This is a genomic window from Solirubrobacter soli DSM 22325 (assembly GCF_000423665.1).
Lineage (GTDB): Bacteria > Actinomycetota > Thermoleophilia > Solirubrobacterales > Solirubrobacteraceae > Solirubrobacter > Solirubrobacter soli.
Window position 1 is genome coordinate 537,112 of record NZ_KE384070.1, and the last position, 17,498, is coordinate 554,609.

Annotated in this window: 16 protein-coding genes; 6 read left to right on the forward strand and 10 right to left on the reverse strand. The window is 72.3% G+C overall.

Annotated elements, in window-relative coordinates:
* Positions 1 to 13 precede the first annotated feature (13 nt).
* Positions 14 to 1,714 (reverse strand): glycerol-3-phosphate dehydrogenase, encoded by a 1,701-nt coding sequence (gene glpD, locus G569_RS0135390; RefSeq protein ID WP_028066919.1) that lies wholly within the window; start codon positions 1,712 to 1,714, stop codon positions 14 to 16.
* A gap of 19 nt (positions 1,715 to 1,733) precedes the next feature.
* Here glpD and glpK point away from each other — a divergent pair, with 19 nt between their 5' ends.
* Together glpK and G569_RS63290 are read left to right on the forward strand one after the other, a co-directional pair.
* Positions 1,734 to 3,206 carry a glycerol kinase GlpK gene (gene glpK / locus G569_RS0135395; RefSeq protein ID WP_028066920.1) on the forward strand — a complete coding sequence of 491 codons (1,473 nt, stop codon included), beginning with the start codon at positions 1,734 to 1,736 and terminating at the stop codon, positions 3,204 to 3,206.
* A 73-nt stretch (positions 3,207 to 3,279) separates the two neighbouring features.
* On the forward strand, positions 3,280 to 5,013 hold the full coding sequence (locus tag G569_RS63290; protein ID WP_157592531.1) for a PKD domain-containing protein: 1,734 nt from the start codon (positions 3,280 to 3,282) through the stop codon (positions 5,011 to 5,013).
* Here G569_RS63290 and G569_RS0135405 read toward each other — a convergent pair.
* Positions 5,010 to 5,381, reverse strand: a complete 372-nt coding sequence (locus G569_RS0135405) for a VOC family protein (RefSeq protein WP_028066922.1) — start codon at positions 5,379 to 5,381, stop codon at positions 5,010 to 5,012. The two genes, G569_RS63290 and G569_RS0135405, sit on opposite strands and share 4 nt — an antisense overlap.
* A gap of 25 nt (positions 5,382 to 5,406) precedes the next feature.
* Positions 5,407 to 6,075 carry a hypothetical protein gene (locus G569_RS0135410; RefSeq protein ID WP_028066923.1) on the reverse strand — a complete coding sequence of 223 codons (669 nt, stop codon included), beginning with the start codon at positions 6,073 to 6,075 and terminating at the stop codon, positions 5,407 to 5,409.
* 73 nt (positions 6,076 to 6,148) lie between these two features.
* Between G569_RS0135410 and G569_RS63295 the strand changes: the two genes are divergently transcribed.
* Complete coding sequence (locus G569_RS63295) at positions 6,149 to 6,325, forward strand: hypothetical protein (protein WP_157592532.1); 177 nt, start codon at positions 6,149 to 6,151, stop codon at positions 6,323 to 6,325.
* 103 nt (positions 6,326 to 6,428) lie between these two features.
* Here the strand turns inward: G569_RS63295 and G569_RS0135420 are convergent, their stop codons facing one another.
* Positions 6,429 to 7,130 carry a hypothetical protein gene (locus tag G569_RS0135420; RefSeq protein ID WP_028066924.1) on the reverse strand — a complete coding sequence of 234 codons (702 nt, stop codon included), beginning with the start codon at positions 7,128 to 7,130 and terminating at the stop codon, positions 6,429 to 6,431.
* Positions 7,123 to 7,251, reverse strand: coding sequence for a hypothetical protein (locus G569_RS66180; RefSeq protein ID WP_306765348.1), 129 nt, complete (start codon positions 7,249 to 7,251; stop codon positions 7,123 to 7,125). Before G569_RS66180 ends, G569_RS0135420 begins: the two co-directional genes overlap by 8 nt.
* 104 nt (positions 7,252 to 7,355) lie before the next feature.
* On the opposite strand from G569_RS66180, the gene G569_RS0135430 reads away from it, so the two are divergent.
* On the forward strand, positions 7,356 to 8,087 hold the full coding sequence (locus G569_RS0135430; RefSeq protein ID WP_157592533.1) for a hypothetical protein: 732 nt from the start codon (positions 7,356 to 7,358) through the stop codon (positions 8,085 to 8,087).
* On the opposite strand, the gene G569_RS59670 is transcribed toward G569_RS0135430, so the two are convergent.
* From G569_RS59670 to G569_RS0135450, 4 genes are all read right to left on the reverse strand, one after another.
* Positions 8,088 to 10,373: a bifunctional diguanylate cyclase/phosphodiesterase gene (locus G569_RS59670; protein ID WP_053227459.1), complete on the reverse strand. Its 2,286-nt coding sequence runs from the start codon at positions 10,371 to 10,373 to the stop codon at positions 8,088 to 8,090.
* An 83-nt stretch (positions 10,374 to 10,456) separates the two neighbouring features.
* Positions 10,457 to 11,137: a hypothetical protein gene (locus G569_RS59675; RefSeq protein WP_053227460.1), complete on the reverse strand. Its 681-nt coding sequence runs from the start codon at positions 11,135 to 11,137 to the stop codon at positions 10,457 to 10,459.
* Positions 11,124 to 12,326 (reverse strand): alpha/beta fold hydrolase, encoded by a 1,203-nt coding sequence (locus G569_RS0135445; RefSeq protein ID WP_028066926.1) that lies wholly within the window; start codon positions 12,324 to 12,326, stop codon positions 11,124 to 11,126. Before G569_RS0135445 ends, G569_RS59675 begins: the two co-directional genes overlap by 14 nt.
* Positions 12,323 to 13,342, reverse strand: coding sequence for an alpha/beta fold hydrolase (locus tag G569_RS0135450; protein ID WP_028066927.1), 1,020 nt, complete (start codon positions 13,340 to 13,342; stop codon positions 12,323 to 12,325). The genes G569_RS0135445 and G569_RS0135450 overlap by 4 nt, the downstream gene beginning before the upstream one ends.
* A 22-nt stretch (positions 13,343 to 13,364) precedes the next feature.
* Between G569_RS0135450 and G569_RS0135455 the strand changes: the two genes are divergently transcribed.
* Positions 13,365 to 13,886: a GNAT family N-acetyltransferase gene (locus tag G569_RS0135455; RefSeq protein WP_028066928.1), complete on the forward strand. Its 522-nt coding sequence runs from the start codon at positions 13,365 to 13,367 to the stop codon at positions 13,884 to 13,886.
* Positions 13,887 to 13,969: 83 nt separating this feature from the next.
* Positions 13,970 to 16,225: a xanthine dehydrogenase family protein molybdopterin-binding subunit gene (locus G569_RS0135460; protein ID WP_028066929.1), complete on the forward strand. Its 2,256-nt coding sequence runs from the start codon at positions 13,970 to 13,972 to the stop codon at positions 16,223 to 16,225.
* On the opposite strand, the gene G569_RS0135465 is transcribed toward G569_RS0135460, so the two are convergent.
* Positions 16,209 to 17,468 (reverse strand): aminotransferase class V-fold PLP-dependent enzyme, encoded by a 1,260-nt coding sequence (locus tag G569_RS0135465; RefSeq protein WP_037501242.1) that lies wholly within the window; start codon positions 17,466 to 17,468, stop codon positions 16,209 to 16,211. The two genes, G569_RS0135460 and G569_RS0135465, sit on opposite strands and share 17 nt — an antisense overlap.
* Positions 17,469 to 17,498: the final 30 nt, after the last annotated feature.

Below are 17,498 nucleotides of genomic sequence, written 5' to 3' on the forward strand. Positions count from 1 at the left end.
CTACTTAAAGGGGTCAGGCCCCTTTAGGAACGGCGAGGATGTCCGGGGCGGAGGTGCGCTCGAGGTCGGCGGCGTGGTCGTCGGGCTGCTCCTGGGAGCGGCGTTCGGCGGCGACGCGCTCGCGGTAGATCTCGATCTCGGCCGCGGTCGTGATGTCGTCCCAGCCGAGCACCTCGGCCATCAGGAGCGCCGCCGGCTCCGAGGCCTCCAGGCCTCGGTCCCAGGTCTCGATCGAGATCCGCGTGCGGCGGGTGAGGACGTCGTCGAGGTGCAGCGCGCCCTCGTGGGTGCACGCGTAACGGACCTCGACGCGCAGGTAGTCGTCCGCGCCCGGCAGCGGCTCGCCCAGCTCGGGGCGCTCGGCGATCATCGCCAGCAGGTCCTCGATCCGTGTGCCGTAGCGGCGCAGCAGGTGCTCGATGCGGGCGACGTGAACGTCGGAACTGAGTCGCTCGCGGCGGTTCCACATCGCCTGGAAGCCGTCGGCGCCGAGCAGCGGCGTGACGTGGGTGGCGGAGGGCGGGACCGCGCGGTCGAGGCCGCGGGCGACGGCGTCGATCGCGTCGCGCGCCATCACGCGATAGGTCGTGTACTTGCCGCCCGCGACCGCCACCAGCCCAGGCACGGGGACGGCGACCGTGTGCTCGCGCGAGAGCTTGGACGTCGACTCGGACTCGCCGGTCAGCAGCGGGCGCAGGCCGGCGTAGACGCCCTCGACGTCCTCGCGCGTCAGCGGCTGATTGAGCACCTGGTTGACGGTGTCCAGGACGTAGTCGATGTCGGTAGCAGAGGCCGCCGGGTGCGCCTTGTCGAGCGCCCAGTCGGTGTCGGTGGTGCCGACGATCCAGTGCCGGCCCCACGGGATCACGAACAGGACGCTCGTCTCGGTGCGCAGGATCAGCCCGGTGTCGAGCTGCAGCCGGTCGCGCGGGACGACCAGGTGGATGCCCTTCGACGCGCGGACCTTGAACTTGCCGCGCTCGCCCACGAGGTCCTGGACGTCGTCGGTCCACACGCCGGTGGCGTTGACGACCTCGCGCGAGCGGACCTCGCGCGTCCCGCCGGAGAGCTCGTCGCGGACGCGCACCCCGGTCACCCGCTCGCCCTCGCGCAGGAACCCGACGACGCGGGCGTTGGAGACCGTCGCGGCGCCCAACGCCGCCGCGGTGCGGGCGACGGTGAGCGTGTGGCGGGCGTCGTCGACCTTGGCGTCGTAGTACTGGATCGCGCCCACGAGGGCGTCCTTCTTCAAGGCGGGCGCGATCTTCAGCGCGCCTCTGCGCGTGAGGTGGCGGTGGCGGGGGAGACCCCCGTGCCCGCCGAGCGTGTCGTAGAGCGCGAGGCCCGCGCCGATGTAGGCGCGCTCCCAGTGCTCGGTCAGCGGCAGCAGGAACGGCACGGGCGTGACGAGGTGCGGCGCGAGCACGTTGAGCAGCAGCCCGCGCTCGCGCAGCGCCTCGCGCACCAGCCCGAAGTCGCGCTGCTCGAGGTAGCGCAGGCCGCCGTGGACGAGCTTGGAGCTGCGCGACGACGTGCCCGCGGCGAAGTCGCGCGCCTCGACCAACGCCACGTTCAGGCCGCGCGTCGCCGCGTCGAGCGCGCAGCCGGCGCCGGTGGCCCCGCCGCCGATCACGACGACGTCGAAGACCTCGGCCGCCAGCCGTTCGAGCGCCTCGTGGCGCTGCTGCGGACCGAGCTGGCTTGCGTCGGGCATCAGGCACTAGCGTACGCGCATGGCGGACTACATCGGCGCGATCGATCAGGGCACCACGAGCACGCGCTTCATCGTGTTCGACCGCGACGGCCGGATCGTCACCTCCGACCAGCGCGAGCACGAGCAGATCACCCCGAAGGCCGGCTGGGTCGAGCACGATCCGAAGGAGGTCTGGACGCGCACGCGCGAGGTGATCGGCGGCGCGCTCGCGAGCTCGCGGCTGGAGGCGGGTGACATCGCCGCCGTCGGCATCACCAACCAGCGCGAGACGACCGTCGTGTGGGACCGCGAGACCGGCGAGCCCGTGTACAACGCGATCGTCTGGCAGGACACGCGCACCGACGCGATCGTGCACGAGCTGGGGGACGTCGACCAGCTGCGCGAGGCGACAGGCCTGCCGCTGTCGACCTACTTCTCCGGGCCGAAGGTCAAGTGGATCCTGGACAACGTCGAGGGTGCGCGTGCCCGGGCGGAGGCGGGCGAGCTCTGCTTCGGGACGATCGACACGTGGGTCACGTGGAACCTGACCGGCGAGCACGTGACCGACGTGACCAACGCGTCGCGGACGCTGCTGATGGACCTGGAGACGCTCGACTGGCACGAGCCGAGCCTTGCGCTGATGGGGATCCCTCGATCGATGCTGCCGGCGATCCGGTCCTCGAGCGAGGCGTACGGCGAGGCGCGCGGCACCGCGATCGGCGGGACGCCGGTGGCGGGCATCCTCGGCGACCAGCAGGCCGCGCTGTTCGGGCAGACGTGCTTCGAAGCGGGCGATGCCAAGAACACGTACGGCACCGGCTCGTTCCTGCTCGTCAACACCGGCACCGAGGTCGTGCGGTCCGACGCGCTGCTGACGACCATCGGCTACCAGCTCGGCGAAGGCGACGCCACCTACGTGTTGGAGGGATCGATCGCCGTCACGGGCGCGTTGATCCAGTGGCTGCGCGACCGGTTGCAGATCATCGACTCCGCGCCGGAGGTGGAGGCGCTCGCGCGCTCCGTGGACGACAACGGCGGCGTGTTCTTCGTCCCCGCCTTCAGCGGCCTGTTCGCCCCGTACTGGCGCGACGACGCCCGCGGGCTGCTCATCGGCCTGACCGCCTTCGCCGGGCGCGGCCACATCGCCCGCGCCGCGTTGGAGGCGGCCGCGTGGCAGTCGCGCGAGGTCGTCGACGCCGCCAACGCCGTCGCCGACGTCCCCTTCACCGAACTGCGCGTGGACGGCGGCATGACCGCGAACGAGCTGCTGATGCAGTTCCAGGCCGACGTGCTCGGCGTGCCCGTGATCCGCCCGGCGGTCACCGAGACCACCGCGCTGGGCGCCGCCTACGCGGCCGGGCTGGCGACCGGGTTCTGGGCCGACCAGGCGGAGCTCAAGGAACGCTGGGCCGAGGACAAGCGCTGGGAGCCGGCGATGGACGTCGCCGAGCGCGAGGCGCAGTACGCGCGCTGGAAGAAGGCCGTCCAGCGCTCGCTCGGTTGGGTCGACTAGGGGGTTAACCGGTGAGTGGTCCGCCAGCGGCCACGAATGTGAGAGCCGCGTGGCGCTGGCAGCCTGCTCAGCCATGCGATGGATCGCGATTGCACTTCTTGGCACGGTTGCCGCGTTTGCCGCACCGGCCTCCGCCCAGGTTCAGCCCGCCGGCACCGGTGAGCCGTTGTTCACGAACTCGGCGCAGAACACGCAGTGGTTCGAGTGGCCGGCGACGTCGGGGATCGACGCGTACCGGGTCCGCTACGACTACTACGAGAACAACACGCTCAAGGCGTCGCCGACCGTGAACGTCCCGCTCGGCTCCGGGTCGAGCTGGGCGAACTGGAGCGGCGTGGCCAACCTGCAGCACGGCGGCCAGTACGGCGTGTGCGCGCAGGGTCAGTACTCGTTCCCGAACGACTCGCTGTTCTTCTCCGACGGTCCCAACTCGTGCTCGATGGGGACCATGCTCGGGCGCCGGGCGTACACGACGATCGACCGCTCCAAGCCGACGGCGGCGATCTCGCTCGCGGGCGGCGCCGCTTACGTGAAGGACACGAAGGTGCCGGTGAAGATCGACTTCGCCGATGACGTCGCCGGGCCGTTCCCCGCGAACTTCCTCTGCTTCCAGGTCGGCGGCGACGGCCAGGGGTTGTGCGACAAGAACACCGGTGCGATCTACGGCCACAACCCGGCGTGTTCGGTGCCGGGTGGTGCCGGCAAGACGACGACGTTCCTCTGCACCGCCGACTACGGCACGGTGGCGGACGGGAACCTGTGGGCGTGCGTGATCGCGGCCGACGCGTCGATCCCCGACAACCCGAACGGCCCCGACCAGCGGCAGAGCGCCGAGAAGGCCAACCTGTCGGCGCCGAGCTGCGACGGCGTCACGGTCGACCGCACGGCGCCGACGGTCGCGATCCAGGTCGCGTCGGCCGCCGTCAAGGTGGGGGACCTCGTCTCGTTCGGTATCGCGGCCACCGATGCCACTTCGGGACTCGCCGGTGCCGCGACGTGGGCGTGGGGCGACAACACCGCCGGCGGGAGCGGCGACGCGGCCGCGCACACGTACACGCAGGCGGGGACGTACGAGGTGGCGGCGAGCGTGGCGGACGCGGCCGGGAACGTGGCGGTCGCGAAGAAGACGATCACGGTCGCGCCCGCGGGCGGCGGCGACACGTCCGGCGGCGGTGGCACTCCGGGCGGCGGCACCGGCGGCGGCGACACGTCCGGCGGCGGTGGCATCCCGGGCGGCGGCGGCACCCCCGGCGGCGGCACGCCGAGCGGCGGCGGCACGCCGAGCGGGGGCGGCACGCCGGGCGGCGGTGGCACGCCGAGCGGCGGTGGCACGCCGAGCGGCGGCGGCACGCCGAGCGGCGGTGGCACGCCGGGCGGCGGCGGCACGCCGCCCGAGGCCGGCGAGGGCGACGATGCGCCCTCGCTCGAGCTCGCCGCGCCGCGCACGGCGCGGGCCCGCGCGACGTCGATCCCGGTCGAGCTCACCGCGAGCGGCACCGGGCGCGTCCAGCTCACGCTCGTCAGCGGCAAGCGCGTCGTCGCCCGCGCGAACGTCCGGCTCGACGCCGACGGGACCGCCGATCACCGCTTCAAGCTGCCCAAGGGCATGAAGCCGGGGCGCTACACGCTCAAGGCGACGTACGGGACGGTCACGGTGTCGCGGAACCTGACCCTGACCGGCAAGGCGTCCGCCCGCCGCGCGAGCGCGAGCTCGGTGCCCGGCGTGGCGCTCGGCGCCGGCCCGCTCGGCCTGCCCGACGGACGCTTCCACGGCGCCCGTCCGAACCGCACCTTCGAAGTGGGCTAGCGCGGCACGTAGCGGCCGTGCAGCATCAGCGGGTTGCCGTCGGGGTCCGCGAAGAAGGCCATGTGGCACACGCCGGTGTCGAGCGTGTCCCCGAAGAACGTCACGCCGCGGCTGCCGAGCAGCTCCCGCATCCCCTTCACGTCATCGGTGTGCAGCGCGACCGCGTTCGTGTTCGCGTTGAACTCCAGGCCCGCCGTCGTCGGGTCCCACACGCTCAGCGTGGTGCCGCCGAGGTCGAACTCCGAGAAGGGCTTGTCGACGGTGTGCTCGGACTCAGCGAGGCCGAGCGTGTCGCGGTAGAACTCCGTGGCGCGCGCAGCGTCCTGGGTCGGGATCGGGACGAAGTCGACGCGGGTGATCGAAGGCATGTCCGCACCCTACGCGCGGTTGCGGTCAGGTTCTGTCCGCGACCAGCAGAAGAGCGCACTGCCACGGCAGCGCCGTCACGGCCGCGACGAGAAGGATCGCGGCCCCGTAGGCGCCCACGCCATATCCCAACAACCAGCCGAGATGGGCGATGGCCACTCCGCAAAAGGCGACCGCGGCGCCCAGGAACCCGGCATGCTCCGGCCGCGCACCCGGCCGGAGCCAGTGGTCGGCCGCGAACGCGACCGGGATCCCGAGGTAGAACGACGTCACGAACAGGAACTGCCAGTCACCGCCGATGTAGCCGACGATCGCGCCCCCGACGGCGAGCGCGAGCGTCGTGACCGCGGTCAGGCGCAGCCACGAGGGAACGACGGGCCATCGGCGCAGCGTGGCGCCGAACACGCCGAATCCGAGCAGCAGCGCCCCGGCGAACGCCGCCCACGAGCCGGTGCGCCCGTGCTCGCGCGGGCCGACCGCGTCCGCGAAGACGTCGCTCGTGTCTGCGCCCGACGGGCCGCCGAAGATGCAGCGCATGCCCGGCGGGGTCCACTGGCGAGACGACGTCGCCCAGGATCCCTCCGCCATCGGGGTGCAGAAGGAGTCGTTGACGAGGAATCCCGAGTACCCGACGGCGGCGTAGAACAGCAACGCCACGAGCGCGGCCGCCCCGACCGCGCGCGCGGCGATTGACATGTCCTGAGTATATGTGTCCACGGGCTGACAGCGCGGGCTTGAGCGCCGCAGACGGCCCGCCGATGCGGTTCCCATGTTCCGCTCACGCATCCTGCCGGCCGTCATCGCCCTCTGGGGCGCCGCGATCGTCCTTCGTCTGCTGCTGAACGGCCCCGGGGGAAGCGGCTCCTACGCCGTCGGCGGATTGTTCGCGGGGGTGATCGGCCTCGTGATGGTCGCGGCCGGGGTGCGCTCGCTGCTGCGCTCGTGAACGCCCGCGCTCACGCGGTGGCGACGCGCGGGAACAGCTGCGCACGGCCCACGAGGCGTTCTTGCGGATCGAGATGGAGGCCTTCGCCGAGCGGGCCCGGGGTCTAGATCGCCATGCGGCTGCTGTGCTCGACGCCGGCGGCGTCGCGCCACGTGACGCGTTCGAAGCCCTTCACCTGGAACAGCACCGCGTTGTCCTGGACGCGCTTGGTCAGCACCTCGCCGGACTTGAGTCGCACATCCACGCGGTCGACCCCGTCGGGGAGGAGCAGTGCGTAGAGCGCGGCGGGGCGGAGGAAGAGCTTCTGCCAGTGCGGGCGCACGTTCACCGCGGCGGGGTCGAAGGGGCCGCAGCCCTGTCCCGCGGGTTTCGCTCCGCGGGTGATCAGGACGCAGAGCGCGACCTCCCCGTTCTCGACACCCGGGATGACGTAGAGCCCGTAGGCGCCGGAGACGGCGAGCCGCCGCACGGCGGCGGGGTCGAACGTCAGCTGGTCCGCGACGTGCTCAAAGCGCAGCGCCGGCGTGCGGTCCGAGGCCCGTTGCGGACGCCGGAACACCGCGAAGACGCTGCCCAGCGACGCCTGCACGCCGTCGGTCGTCGAGGTCGGCGTGGGCGTGGCCGTCGGGGTGACCGTGACGGCGGGGACCTCGTCGTCCGCGGTGCGGGAGAGCAGGACGAGCGCGAGGACCACGGCGGCCGCGGCCGCGACGAGCGGCGCCAGCCTCCATGCCGGCCGGCGGCGTGCGACGCGCCGCTCGGCGCTCGCGCGGACCGCGGCGCGCAGTTCAGGGACCTCAGCCATCGTCGGACTCCACCAGTGTTCGCAGTGATTGCAGGTACGCGAGGAGCTCCTCGGCGGGCCGTAGTCCGAGGCGGTCGACCCGCTCGAGCCACTCGTCGGACAGGTGCGCGTAGTCGCTCACTACAACCCTTGTTCCGACTTGTCCGGAGAACGTGACCAGGGTGGAGGCGAACGTCACCCTTTGGGGGACTGGCGCCTCGTCGCGCGGCGAGGGACCATACGATCATGCGCTGGCTGGTCGTACTCGCGGCATGCGGTGTGCTCGCGGGCTGCGGCGGGAGCGAGTACGTCGAGGAGGCGGCGCCGACACGGGCGCCGACGTTGCACTTCGTGAAGCTGCCGCTCGTCCTGACGAGCAAGGGCAACGGCGTGTCCGTGTGGTTCCGGCTGAACCGGCCGCTGGGCGACAACGAGGGCGCGCTCGGTGAGCATCCGGACTACGCGGCGAGCATCGAGATCGACGGGACGACGCCCGACATCCCGCTGCTCTACCGCGACGACCTGCACCCGACGTGTTACGGGCAGTTCCTCGACGGAGACGTCACCATCGGCCAGGACGTGAACGTGGGGCTGAGGCTCGGACCGGACGAGCGGATCGTGGCCACGGCGACCGTCCAGGAGGAGACCGGAGCGAGCGGCGACGCGCAGGCCGTGCGCCGGCTGCGTTGCCCCTCCGATCACGGCGCGACCCGTCGCTGCAAGGGCGTGGTGGACGGCAGGTACATCTTCGGCATCGACGTCCGCAGCGCCACCAACACGTCCTGCCGGACGGCGCGGGCGGTGATGCGCAGCGCGGGCCGCTGGGCCGACTCCCGGCGCTGCTACGAGACGCTCTGCGCGGGCAAGCACCGCATGAACCGCGGCTACCGCTGCGACGCCGAACTGGTCGGCGAGGCCGCGTGGCAGATCACCTGCACCCGCGGCGACAAGATCGTCCGCGGCTTCACCGCCGACTGATCAGGCCGTGACGCTGAACTGCTCGGCCAGCAACCGCTCGAGCGCGGCGACCTCGAGCGGCGGCGCGAACAGGTAGCCCTGGCCGGTGTCACAGCCCAGCTCGCGCAGGTGGGCGAGCTGGGACTCGTCCTCGATGCCCTCGGCGACCGTGCGCAGGCCCAAGGAGCGTCCGAGTTGCACGAGGGTCTGGATCAGCGGGTCCGACTCGCGCGAGCGGGCGGACGCGGCGATGAACGTCCGGTCGATCTTCAGCGAGTCGACCGGCAGCTGCTGCAGGTAGGCGAGCGAGGAGTAGCCGGTGCCGAAGTCGTCGATCGCGACCCGCAGACCGGTGGTCTTCAACGCGCGCAGCAGCTCGGCGGCGCCCGCGGGGTCGCGCATCAGCGCGGTCTCGGTGATCTCCAACACCAGCTGGTCGCCCTCGAGCCCGGAGACCCGCAGCGCATGTCCCACCGCGGCCTGCAGACCGGGATCGTCGAGCTGGCGGGCCGAGACATTCACCGACATGCGCGTCGGCGTCCCGCGCGCCACCCACGCCGCGGCCTGGCGGCAGGCGGTCTCGAGCACCCACGCGCCGATCTCCACGATCAGCCCGCTCTCCTCGGCGAGCTGGATGAACTCGGTGGGCGGGACGAGCCCACGCGTCGCGTGCTGCCAGCGCAGCAGCGCCTCGACCGCGGCGATCTCGCCCGTGTCGAGGTCGAGGATCGGCTGGTAGACGAGGAACAGCTCCTCCCGCGCGATCGCGCCGCGCAGGTCGTTCTCCAGGGCGAGCCGGTCGTGCGCGGCGATGTGCATCTCGTGGCGGAACTCGGCGTAGCGGTTGCGGCCGGCGCCCTTGGCCTCGTACAACGCGATGTCAGCGTCGCGCAGCAGGTCCCTGGCCGCGTCGCGATCGCCGGTGGCGATGCCGATCGAGGTCGTGATCGAGATCGGGCTCCCGGTGCCGAGGTCGAACGGCTCGCGCAGCACTGCGAGGATGCGCTCGGCGATCCCGGGCGCGCCGCCTTCCACCAGGACGACGAACTCGTCGCCGCCGAGGCGTCCGATCGTGTCGCCCTCGCGCAGCACGCCGATGATCCGCGCGGCGACGTTGCGCAGCAGCTCGTCGCCGACGGGATGGCCGAAGGTGTCGTTGACGCCCTTGAAGCCGTCGAGGTCCATGAACATCGCCGACGCCTGGCCACCCGTGCGGCGGGCGTGGACGAGCATCTGCTCGGCCCGGTCCATGATCAGCGCGCGGTTCGGCAGCCCGGTGAGCGCGTCGTGGAGCGCCTGGTGGCGCAGCTGGCCGGTCTTCTCCTCGACCATCTTCAGCGCGCGGGCGCGGCCGCGCGCGAGCACCTGCACGAGCACGAACGCCAGCACGCCCATCGCCAGCCACACCGACAGCACCAGCCACGCCTGCAGCGCGGGCGAGGAGAACCCGCTCGGCGCGGCGCGCGTCACGGTGACCGTCCAGCGCCCGTCGGCTTGGACGGTGATCCGGCGGGTCAACGTGTCGCCGACCGGGAACGGCCCGAAGCGCGCCGTCGACGGGCTGCCGAGCGTCTCCGACAACGTGCGGAACGCGGCGCCGGCGCCGGTGGGGATCCGGTTCTCGGGCACGGCCGAGTGCTCGCGCTCGAGTGACACCGACACGCCGCGCTGACCGGCGACGGCGGAGCGCAGGATCGGCTCGGAGTCGAACAGGCCGATGATCCATCCGGTCGCCCGCGCGCGGCGGGCCTGCAACGTGGGCGGGACGCCGCCGCCGCGATAGACCGGCGCGACGACCTCGAACATCTCGTGCCCGTGGCCCGAGCTGGTCACGTACGCGCTGAACTGGCCCGTGTCGCGGGTCTGGACGAGCAGCTTGGATATCTGGCAGAGGTCGTAGCCCGGGATCGCGGCGTCGGTCAGCGCCTCGTTCATCCCCGGTCCGGCCACGCCGATCCGCGGCAGGCAGTAGTAGGGCCGATCCCCCGGCGGGTAGACGTTGGGCACCGGCTTGCGGACGATCTGGGTGAACGCGAACCCGGCGACGCCCTTGAAGCGCTTGTCGACGCCCATCGACGTGTACCAGGCCGCGAAACGCTCGTTGGTCAGCTGCGGGTCGTCGGCCACCAGCGTCCGCGCGGCGAGCGTGAGGTCGTCCATGCGTCGCACCGCGGTCGTGACCGACGCGCCGACGGACGCGGCCTGCGCGGCGAACGCCTGGTCGTTCTGGCGCTGGACCTGGGTGCGCCAGAGGCCGGCCGAGAGGCAGGCGAGCGCGGCGAACACGGCGAGCAGCAGCCAGGACATCCAGGTCCGGGGTCCGCCGATCGATCCGCGCTTGGTTCGCACCGTCCCGGGTGATCGGCCCCGGCACGGGCGCTCTTGATCGTCTAAGCGTCGAGAGACGCCATCTTCGCTCTAGCCTGCTGCAGCGCGAGCTCGGCGTCCTGACGCAGCTCGAGCAGCAGGTCGCGGCCCGCCATGCTCGCCTGGAAGGCCTGCTCCATCAAGCGGGCGAGGTCGGAGTCGCGGGCGTCCGCGAGCCTCGTCTCGGCCTGGGCGATCGCGGCCACGAGCGCGGGAGAGGCGCCGGTACCGATCGGTCGCGCGGTCGCGTACGGGGAGGTCTCCCACTGGCGGACGAGGTTGCCGATCCCCTCGGCGTCCCCCGCCTTGTACGCCTGGTTGAGGCGCTTCATGAACGCCTCGGCGTGCCCGCGTCCGGCGTCGTCGGCGACCAGGTCGGGGTGCATGCGCTTGGCGGCGTCGCGGAAGAGGGTCTTGAGGTCGTCGTCGGGCGGCGGGCCGGCCGGGGCGGGGATCGCGCCCATCGCGGTGGTCGTCTCGCGGAAGCGCTGCTCGGCGGCGTCGGCCGCCGCGGCGTCCTCGACGGCGCCCGTGCGGACGGCGACGATCGCGAGGATCTTCGCCTCGAGCTCCTGCACCTGCAGGTCGACGACGCCGACCATCCGCAGGTAGTCCGACTGGAACGCGGCGAGCTCGGACCGCAGCGTCGCGTGCTCCTCCTCGATCTGCGCGAGCCGGTCGCGCAGCGCCTCAGGCGCGTCCACGTGCAAGGTCGAGAAGCCGGTCGAGGATCCGCTCGCCGTCGGCGCGCAGTCCGTTGTGGTCGTATTCGCTGGTCACCCACGCCCGCATCCCGGGCACGAACGCCGCGGTCTCCTCGGAGAACTGGCGCTCGACGTAGAGGTCCTCGGTGTAGATCGCGGCGGCGATCGGGACCGTGTTGGCCCGCAGGACGTCCTCGTCATACAGCCGCGGCCACTCGACCGCAGCCAGCTCATCGGCCACGTCGCGCGCGGGAGCGAGCGCTCCGTAATCCTCGAAGAGCCACGGGAAGATGTGCTCGCCGGTGAACCACTCCGGGTGCTCCTCGAACTCCGCCGGGCGCGTGCGCGCCGCCGACCAGTTCGTGACGCGCCCGTCGGCGTAACAGGCCTCGTGCAGGATCGCGTAGATCGGGTTGCGGGCGATGCCGAGCTCGTCGGCCCCGTCGTGCAGGAACGCGGGCGAGCCGAACGGCAGCTCGAGGATGTAGTGCAGCGCCTCCGGCCCGTCGCTCATCCCGAGCTTGTTGCCGTGGGTGCGGAAGCGGCGCGAGGTCAGCCGGTCAAGACCCGGCAGCCGCACCTCCTCGGCGTCGAGGCGGGCGACGATGTCCAGCATCCTTGCGCGATCCTCGGGAAACCGCGCGTAATAGCGCCGGTTGCGCTCCGCCATCCGCTTCCACGTCGCGCTGTAGACGTCGTCCACGGGCCGCGCGATCGGCGGCGTGCCGCCGGTCACCAGCGCCTCGCGCAACGAGTCGGGGGCGATCGACAGGTACGCGAACGAGCAGAACCCGCCGAAGCTCTGCCCGAGGATGCTCCAGCGGTCGACGCCGAGGGCCTCGCGCAGCAGTTCGGCGTCGCGCACGATCGAGTCGGCGCGGAAGTGCCGCAGGTACGACGCGCTCTCGGACCCGTCGACCGGTGTCGACCGGCCGGTGCCGCGCTGGTCGAGCAGCAGCATCCGGAAGTCCTTCAGCGCGCGGTCGAGGAAGCCTGGCCCGCGCGGGTTGCCGGTCACCCGGAACGCCTCGAACCCCGGGCCGCCCTGGAAGAAGACGAGGAACGGCTTCTCGCGCCCCTCGGGCTCGGCGACCTCGCGCGCGTAGACCGTGATCTGCTCGCCGTCCGGTGCCGCGTGGTCGAGCGGTACGCGAAGCTCGTGGTCGATCAGGACGAGCCCCGGGATCACGCCACGGACTCCAGGAAGCCGAAGAACCGCGCGCTCCAGCGCTCGCGCGCGTCGATCGGCGGGAAGTGGCCGGACTCCTCGAACCACTCGGTCTCGACGCGCCCGTCGTAGCGCTCGAGCAGGTCGCGGATCTGCGTCACCATCGGCTGCGGCGCGAACGTCTCCGGCCAGCCCGGCACGACGCCGAGCGACCCGAGCGTCCCCATCTCCCACGGCGAGCCGTCGGCGACGACGATGTCCTGCGCGCCGTGGGTCCACAGGATCGGCGGCTTGACGTCCAACTCGAGGATCCCCGCCCAGTTGCAGTACTTGGGGGAGAGCGCGTTGAGGATGCCGCGCGTACCCGGGGCGACGCCCGGCCAGTTCTCCGACGGGACCATGTCACCCGGGTAGCCGTCGTCGCCCGTGACCGATTTCAGGATCTCGCCGACCAGCATGTCCTCGCGCTCGGGCGGCTCGCGGTGCCCGGCGGCCCAGTAGGAGCTGTTGAGCACGTTGCGGGGCGCCAGGTCGCCGTCGGAGGAGCGGTCGCCGGCGCGCAGGCGCTCGACGAACCGCGAGTTGCCGGTCCCGCCGCCCGAGCCCGCGAAATCGGGGAAGTGCGGCGTCCCGTCGCGCGCGACCCCGCCGTAGCCGTACGGTCCGACCGGGTCGATGAAGGTCAGCGAGGCGACCGGGCGCTCGAGCGCGAACGCGGCGATCGCCGCCCCGCCCGTCGACCAGCCGGCGAGGTGCGGAGGCGCCTCGATCCCCAGCGCGGCGAGCAGCGATGCCGTGTCGTCGGCCCAGTCGCGCAGACCTCGGGTGGCGTCCAGCGGCAGCGGGTCGGTGTCCCCGAACCCGCGCATGTCCGGGGCGATCAGCCGGAAGCGGGCCGGCGCGTCGTCGAAGAGGTGCTCATAGAAGCGCCCGGTCGAGAGGTTGCCGTGGATCAGCACGACCGGGATGCCGTCCTCGGGCCCGGACTCGACGACCTGCATCGTCAGCCGGTCGGTCTTCACACGATGAGAGCGCATCGACCGCGAGACTATCTGCGACATGGCGCGAGTGGAGCTTTCGACACCCGGAGAAGACGACGAGGCGGAGTTCATCGCCACGATGGCGGCGAGCGCGGAGGTGCATCGGCCTTGGCTGTTCCCGCCGATCACCCGCGAGGCCTATCGCGAGTACCTGGGCCGCCTGATCCCGGAGCGCAAGCACGGCTTCCTCGCCCGCCGGACCGAGGACCGCGCGCTCGTCGGCTGGTTCAACGTCTCCGACATCGTGCGCGGCGCGCTCCAGGGCGCCAATCTCAGCTACGGCGGCGTGGCGGCGTACCGCGGCCAGGGCTACATGTCCGAGGCGCTCCAGCTCGTCCTCCACGAGGCCTTCGAGACGCTCGACCTGCATCGCCTGGAAGCCAACATCCAGCCCGGCAACGCGGGGTCGCTCGCGCTCGCCCGCCGGGCCGGATTCCAGCTCGAGGGCTTCTCGCCCGCGTACCTGAAGATCGACGGCGACTGGCGCGATCACGAGCGTTGGGCACTGCGAAAGGAGGCGTGGACTTCCCGTCGCCGTTAACGTTCCGCGTCTCGCGGTTTCGTATGACGATGGAGGACCGGATGTCGGGATCGAACGGAGCGGGTGAAGGCCACGGAGCCTCAGTGCGGCGGGTCGAGGATCCGCCCTTCCTGCGTGGCGCGCGGCCGTACACGGACGACCTGCGGGAGCCTGGGGCGCTGTACGCGGTCTTCGTGCGCTCCGCGTCCGCTCACGGCACGATCACGTCGATCGAGACCGACGAGGCGAAGGACATGCCGGGCGTCGTCGGCGTCTACACCGCGGCCGACCTGGACCTGGCGCCGTTCGGCACCGCCGGGCCGCCCGTGGACACGCCGGAGGAGATGCGCCGCCCGGTGCTGGCCAAGGACAAGGTGCGCTTCATCGGCGAGCCGGTCGCGGTCGTGGTCGCCGAGTCGCGGGCGCAGGCCGTCGACGCCGCCGCGCAGGTCTGGGTGGAGACCGACGACCTCGACGTGCTGGTCGACATGACCAAGGCGCTGGACGCCGACGCGCCGCAGCTGTTCGAGATGGGCAACCTCGCCGCCGCCGGCCCGCCCGGCGCGGAGGCGCTCGACGGTGCCGAGGTCCGCGTGGGCGGGCGCTTCGTCAATCAGCGGATCGCGGCCGTGCCGATGGAGCCGGGGGCCGCGCTGGCCAAGGCCGACCCGGACGTCGAGGGCGGCTTCATCCTCTTCACGCCCAGCCAGGGCCCGCACGCCATCCAGGGCGCGGTGAGCAAGTCCACCGGCATCCCGGCCGAGCAGCTGCGGGTGGTCTCGACCGCGACCGGCGGCGGCTTCGGCGCCCGCATCGCCACCTACCCGGAGCAGATCGTCGTCGTCGCGCTGGCCCGCGAGCTCGGCCGCGCCGTGCGCTACATCGAGACGCGCTCGGAGACGATGCTCGAGATGCAGCACGGCCGCGCGCAAGTGCAGGACGTCGAGATCGGCGGCACCCGCGACGGCAAGATCACCGGCCTGAAGGTGCGCGTGATCGCCGACTGCGGCGCCTACCCGGCCGACGCGGCGCTGATGCCGATGCTCACCGGCCTGATGTCGACCGGCGTCTACACGATCCCCAAGGTCGACTTCCACTTCGACGCGGTCGTGACCAACACGACCCCGATCGGCGCCTACCGCGGCGCGGGCCGCCCTGAGGCGACCGCGCTCGTCGAGCGCGCTGTCGACATGTTCGCGGCCGAGATCGGCATGGACCCGGCCGAGGTCCGGCGCAAGAACTTCATCGCGTCCGACGACTTCCCGCACCAGACCGTCACCGGCGCCAACTACGACTCCGGCGCCTACGTGGAGGCGATGGAGCTGTGCCTGCGCAACGCCGGCTATGACGAGCTGCGCGCGGAGCAGAAGGCCCGCCGCGACCGTGGCGACGTCGTCCAATTGGGGCTCGGGCTCTGCTCCTACGTCGAGTGGACCGGGTTCGGCGCCGAGCTCGGCACCTGCGAGGTGCTCGAGGACGGCACCGCTGTCGTCACCGCCGGCACGTCATCCCACGGCCAGGGCCACGAGACCGCCTACGCGCAGCTCGTGACCGGCACGCTCGGGATCCCCTTGAAGGACGTCAAGGTCATCCAGTCCGACACGAAGCTGGTCAAGAGCGGCATGGGCACGATGGGCTCGCGCTCGCTGCAGGTCGGCGGCACCGCCGTGCAGGGAGCGACCGACGAGGTGCTCGAGAAGGGCCGCCGCCTGGCCGCGCACCTGCTCGAGGCCGACGCCGGCGACATCGAGGTCGTCCCCGGCCAGGGTCTGGGCGTCGCGGGCTCGCCCGCGAGCGCGATCCCGTGGGCGCAGCTCGCCGCGGCCGCGAAGGACCCGTCGCGCGCGCCGGAGGGCTTCGACGGCGGCCTGGCGGGCGAGAACACGTTCGAGACGCCGGACGCCACGTACCCCTTCGGCACCCATCTCGCGGTCGTCGAGGTCGACACCGAGACGGGCCTCGCGCAGCTGGTCCGTCACGTCACCGTCGACGACTCGGGCCGCATCCACAACGAGCTGCTGCTCGAGGGCCAGGTCCACGGCGGCATCGCCCAGGGCGTGGCCCAGGCCCTGTTCGAGGAGATCGCCTACGACGACGCGGGGAACAACGTCACCGGCTCGCTCGCCTCCTACGCGATCCCGAGCTCGAGCGACCTGCCGAGCTTCGAGACCGTGCGCACCTCGACCCCGACGCCGCGCAACGCGCTGGGCGCCAAGGGCGTGGGGGAGTCCGGCGCGATCGGCTCGACCCCCGCCGTCTGGAACGCCGTCGTCGACGCGCTGGCGCCGTTCGGGGTCCGCAACATCGACCTGCCCGCGACGCCGCAGCGGGTCTGGCAGGCGATCAACGCCGCCGGCTGATCTCGGCCAGGGCGCCCGTCAGGGCGTCGATGTCCTCGATCGTCGTCCCGAGCCCGATGCTCGCCCGGACCGCCCCGGGCAGCTCGGGCTCGCGGCCGTGGCGGAGCTCGTTCTGCAGCCAGAGGGCCTCGGCCTCGGGCACGCCGAGCAGGCGCGTGATCAGCGGGTGCGCGCAGAAGCAGCCGTGGCGGACGCCGATCGCGTACTCGTCGCTCAGGCGCGCCGCGAGCTCCTGCGCCTTGTGGCCGGCGAGCGTGAAGCTGGCCACGCCGACGCGCTCGTCGTGGACCGGCCACAGCGCGAGCCGCGTGAGGCCTTCGACGGCGTCGAGGCCGGTTTGCAGGCGGGCCGAGAGTGCGCGCTCGCGGTCGGCGACCGCGTCCATGCCGATCTTCTCCAGCGCCTCGCAGGCGGCGGCGAAGGCGACCGCGCCGATCACGTTCGGCGAGCCGGCCTCGAAGCGGTCGGGAGCGTCGGCCCAGATCACGTCGTCGAGCGTCACGAGCTTGATCGCGCCGCCGCCGTGCAGGAGCGGGTCGCCGTCGAGCGGAACGCGGCTGACGAGCGCGCCGGCGCCGAACGGCGCGTAGAGCTTGTGGCCGGAGAGCGCGAGGTGATCGATGCCGGTGGCGGTCATCGCGATCGCGCGGTGCGGGGCGAGCTGCGCGGCGTCGACGAACAGCTGCGCGCCGTGCTCGTGGGCGAGGCCGGCCAGCTGCGCGAGCGGCCAGACCTCGCCCGTGACGTTGGAGGCGCCGGTGACGGCGAGCAGATCGATGCGCGCGGAGCGGAGCGCGTGGCGGGTGACCTCGAGCAGCTCGTCCGCCGAGGTGGTGAACGGGAGCGTCCGCAGATCGTGGCGGCGCCAGGGCAGCATGTTGGCGTGGTGCTCGACGGGCGTCGAGAGCACGCGGGAGCCTTGAGGGAGGGCGCTCGCGAGGACGTTCACGGCCTCGGTCGTGTTGCGCACGAAGACGACGCTGCCGCCGTCTGATCCGACGAAGTGGGCGACCACTTCCCGCGCCTTCTCGTACGCCGCGGTCGAGATCTGCGACTTCGCCCCGGTGCCGCGATGGACACTGCTGTAGAAGGGGACGAAGGCCTCGACGACGTCCCACACGGCGGACATCACCGGTGTCGATGCCGCGTAGTCGAGGTTGACGTATCGGCGCGCAAGCCCGTCGGCGCACGGCACCTCGACTTCTGAGCCGATCAGGTGGGCCGGGGGCACGAGGACGCTCATCAGGCGATCCTCGCGCCCACGTGTTGGGAG

What these genes read in the sequence shown, in the direction of transcription:
- glpD (WP_028066919.1), bottom strand. Translation starts at nt 1,714, where the DNA reads ATGCCCGACGCAAGCCAGCTCGGTCCGCAGCAGCGCCACGAGGCGCTC.
- glpK (WP_028066920.1), top strand. Translation starts at nt 1,734, where the DNA reads ATGGCGGACTACATCGGCGCGATCGATCAGGGCACCACGAGCACGCGC.
- G569_RS63290 (WP_157592531.1), top strand. Translation starts at nt 3,280, where the DNA reads ATGCGATGGATCGCGATTGCACTTCTTGGCACGGTTGCCGCGTTTGCC.
- G569_RS0135405 (WP_028066922.1), bottom strand. Translation starts at nt 5,381, where the DNA reads ATGCCTTCGATCACCCGCGTCGACTTCGTCCCGATCCCGACCCAGGAC.
- G569_RS0135410 (WP_028066923.1), bottom strand. Translation starts at nt 6,075, where the DNA reads ATGTCAATCGCCGCGCGCGCGGTCGGGGCGGCCGCGCTCGTGGCGTTG.
- G569_RS63295 (WP_157592532.1), top strand. Translation starts at nt 6,149, where the DNA reads ATGTTCCGCTCACGCATCCTGCCGGCCGTCATCGCCCTCTGGGGCGCC.
- G569_RS0135420 (WP_028066924.1), bottom strand. Translation starts at nt 7,130, where the DNA reads ATGGCTGAGGTCCCTGAACTGCGCGCCGCGGTCCGCGCGAGCGCCGAG.
- G569_RS0135430 (WP_157592533.1), top strand. Translation starts at nt 7,356, where the DNA reads ATGCGCTGGCTGGTCGTACTCGCGGCATGCGGTGTGCTCGCGGGCTGC.
- G569_RS59670 (WP_053227459.1), bottom strand. Translation starts at nt 10,373, where the DNA reads ATGTCCTGGCTGCTGCTCGCCGTGTTCGCCGCGCTCGCCTGCCTCTCG.
- G569_RS0135450 (WP_028066927.1), bottom strand. Translation starts at nt 13,342, where the DNA reads ATGCGCTCTCATCGTGTGAAGACCGACCGGCTGACGATGCAGGTCGTC.
- G569_RS0135455 (WP_028066928.1), top strand. Translation starts at nt 13,365, where the DNA reads ATGGCGCGAGTGGAGCTTTCGACACCCGGAGAAGACGACGAGGCGGAG.
- G569_RS0135465 (WP_037501242.1), bottom strand. Translation starts at nt 17,468, where the DNA reads ATGAGCGTCCTCGTGCCCCCGGCCCACCTGATCGGCTCAGAAGTCGAG.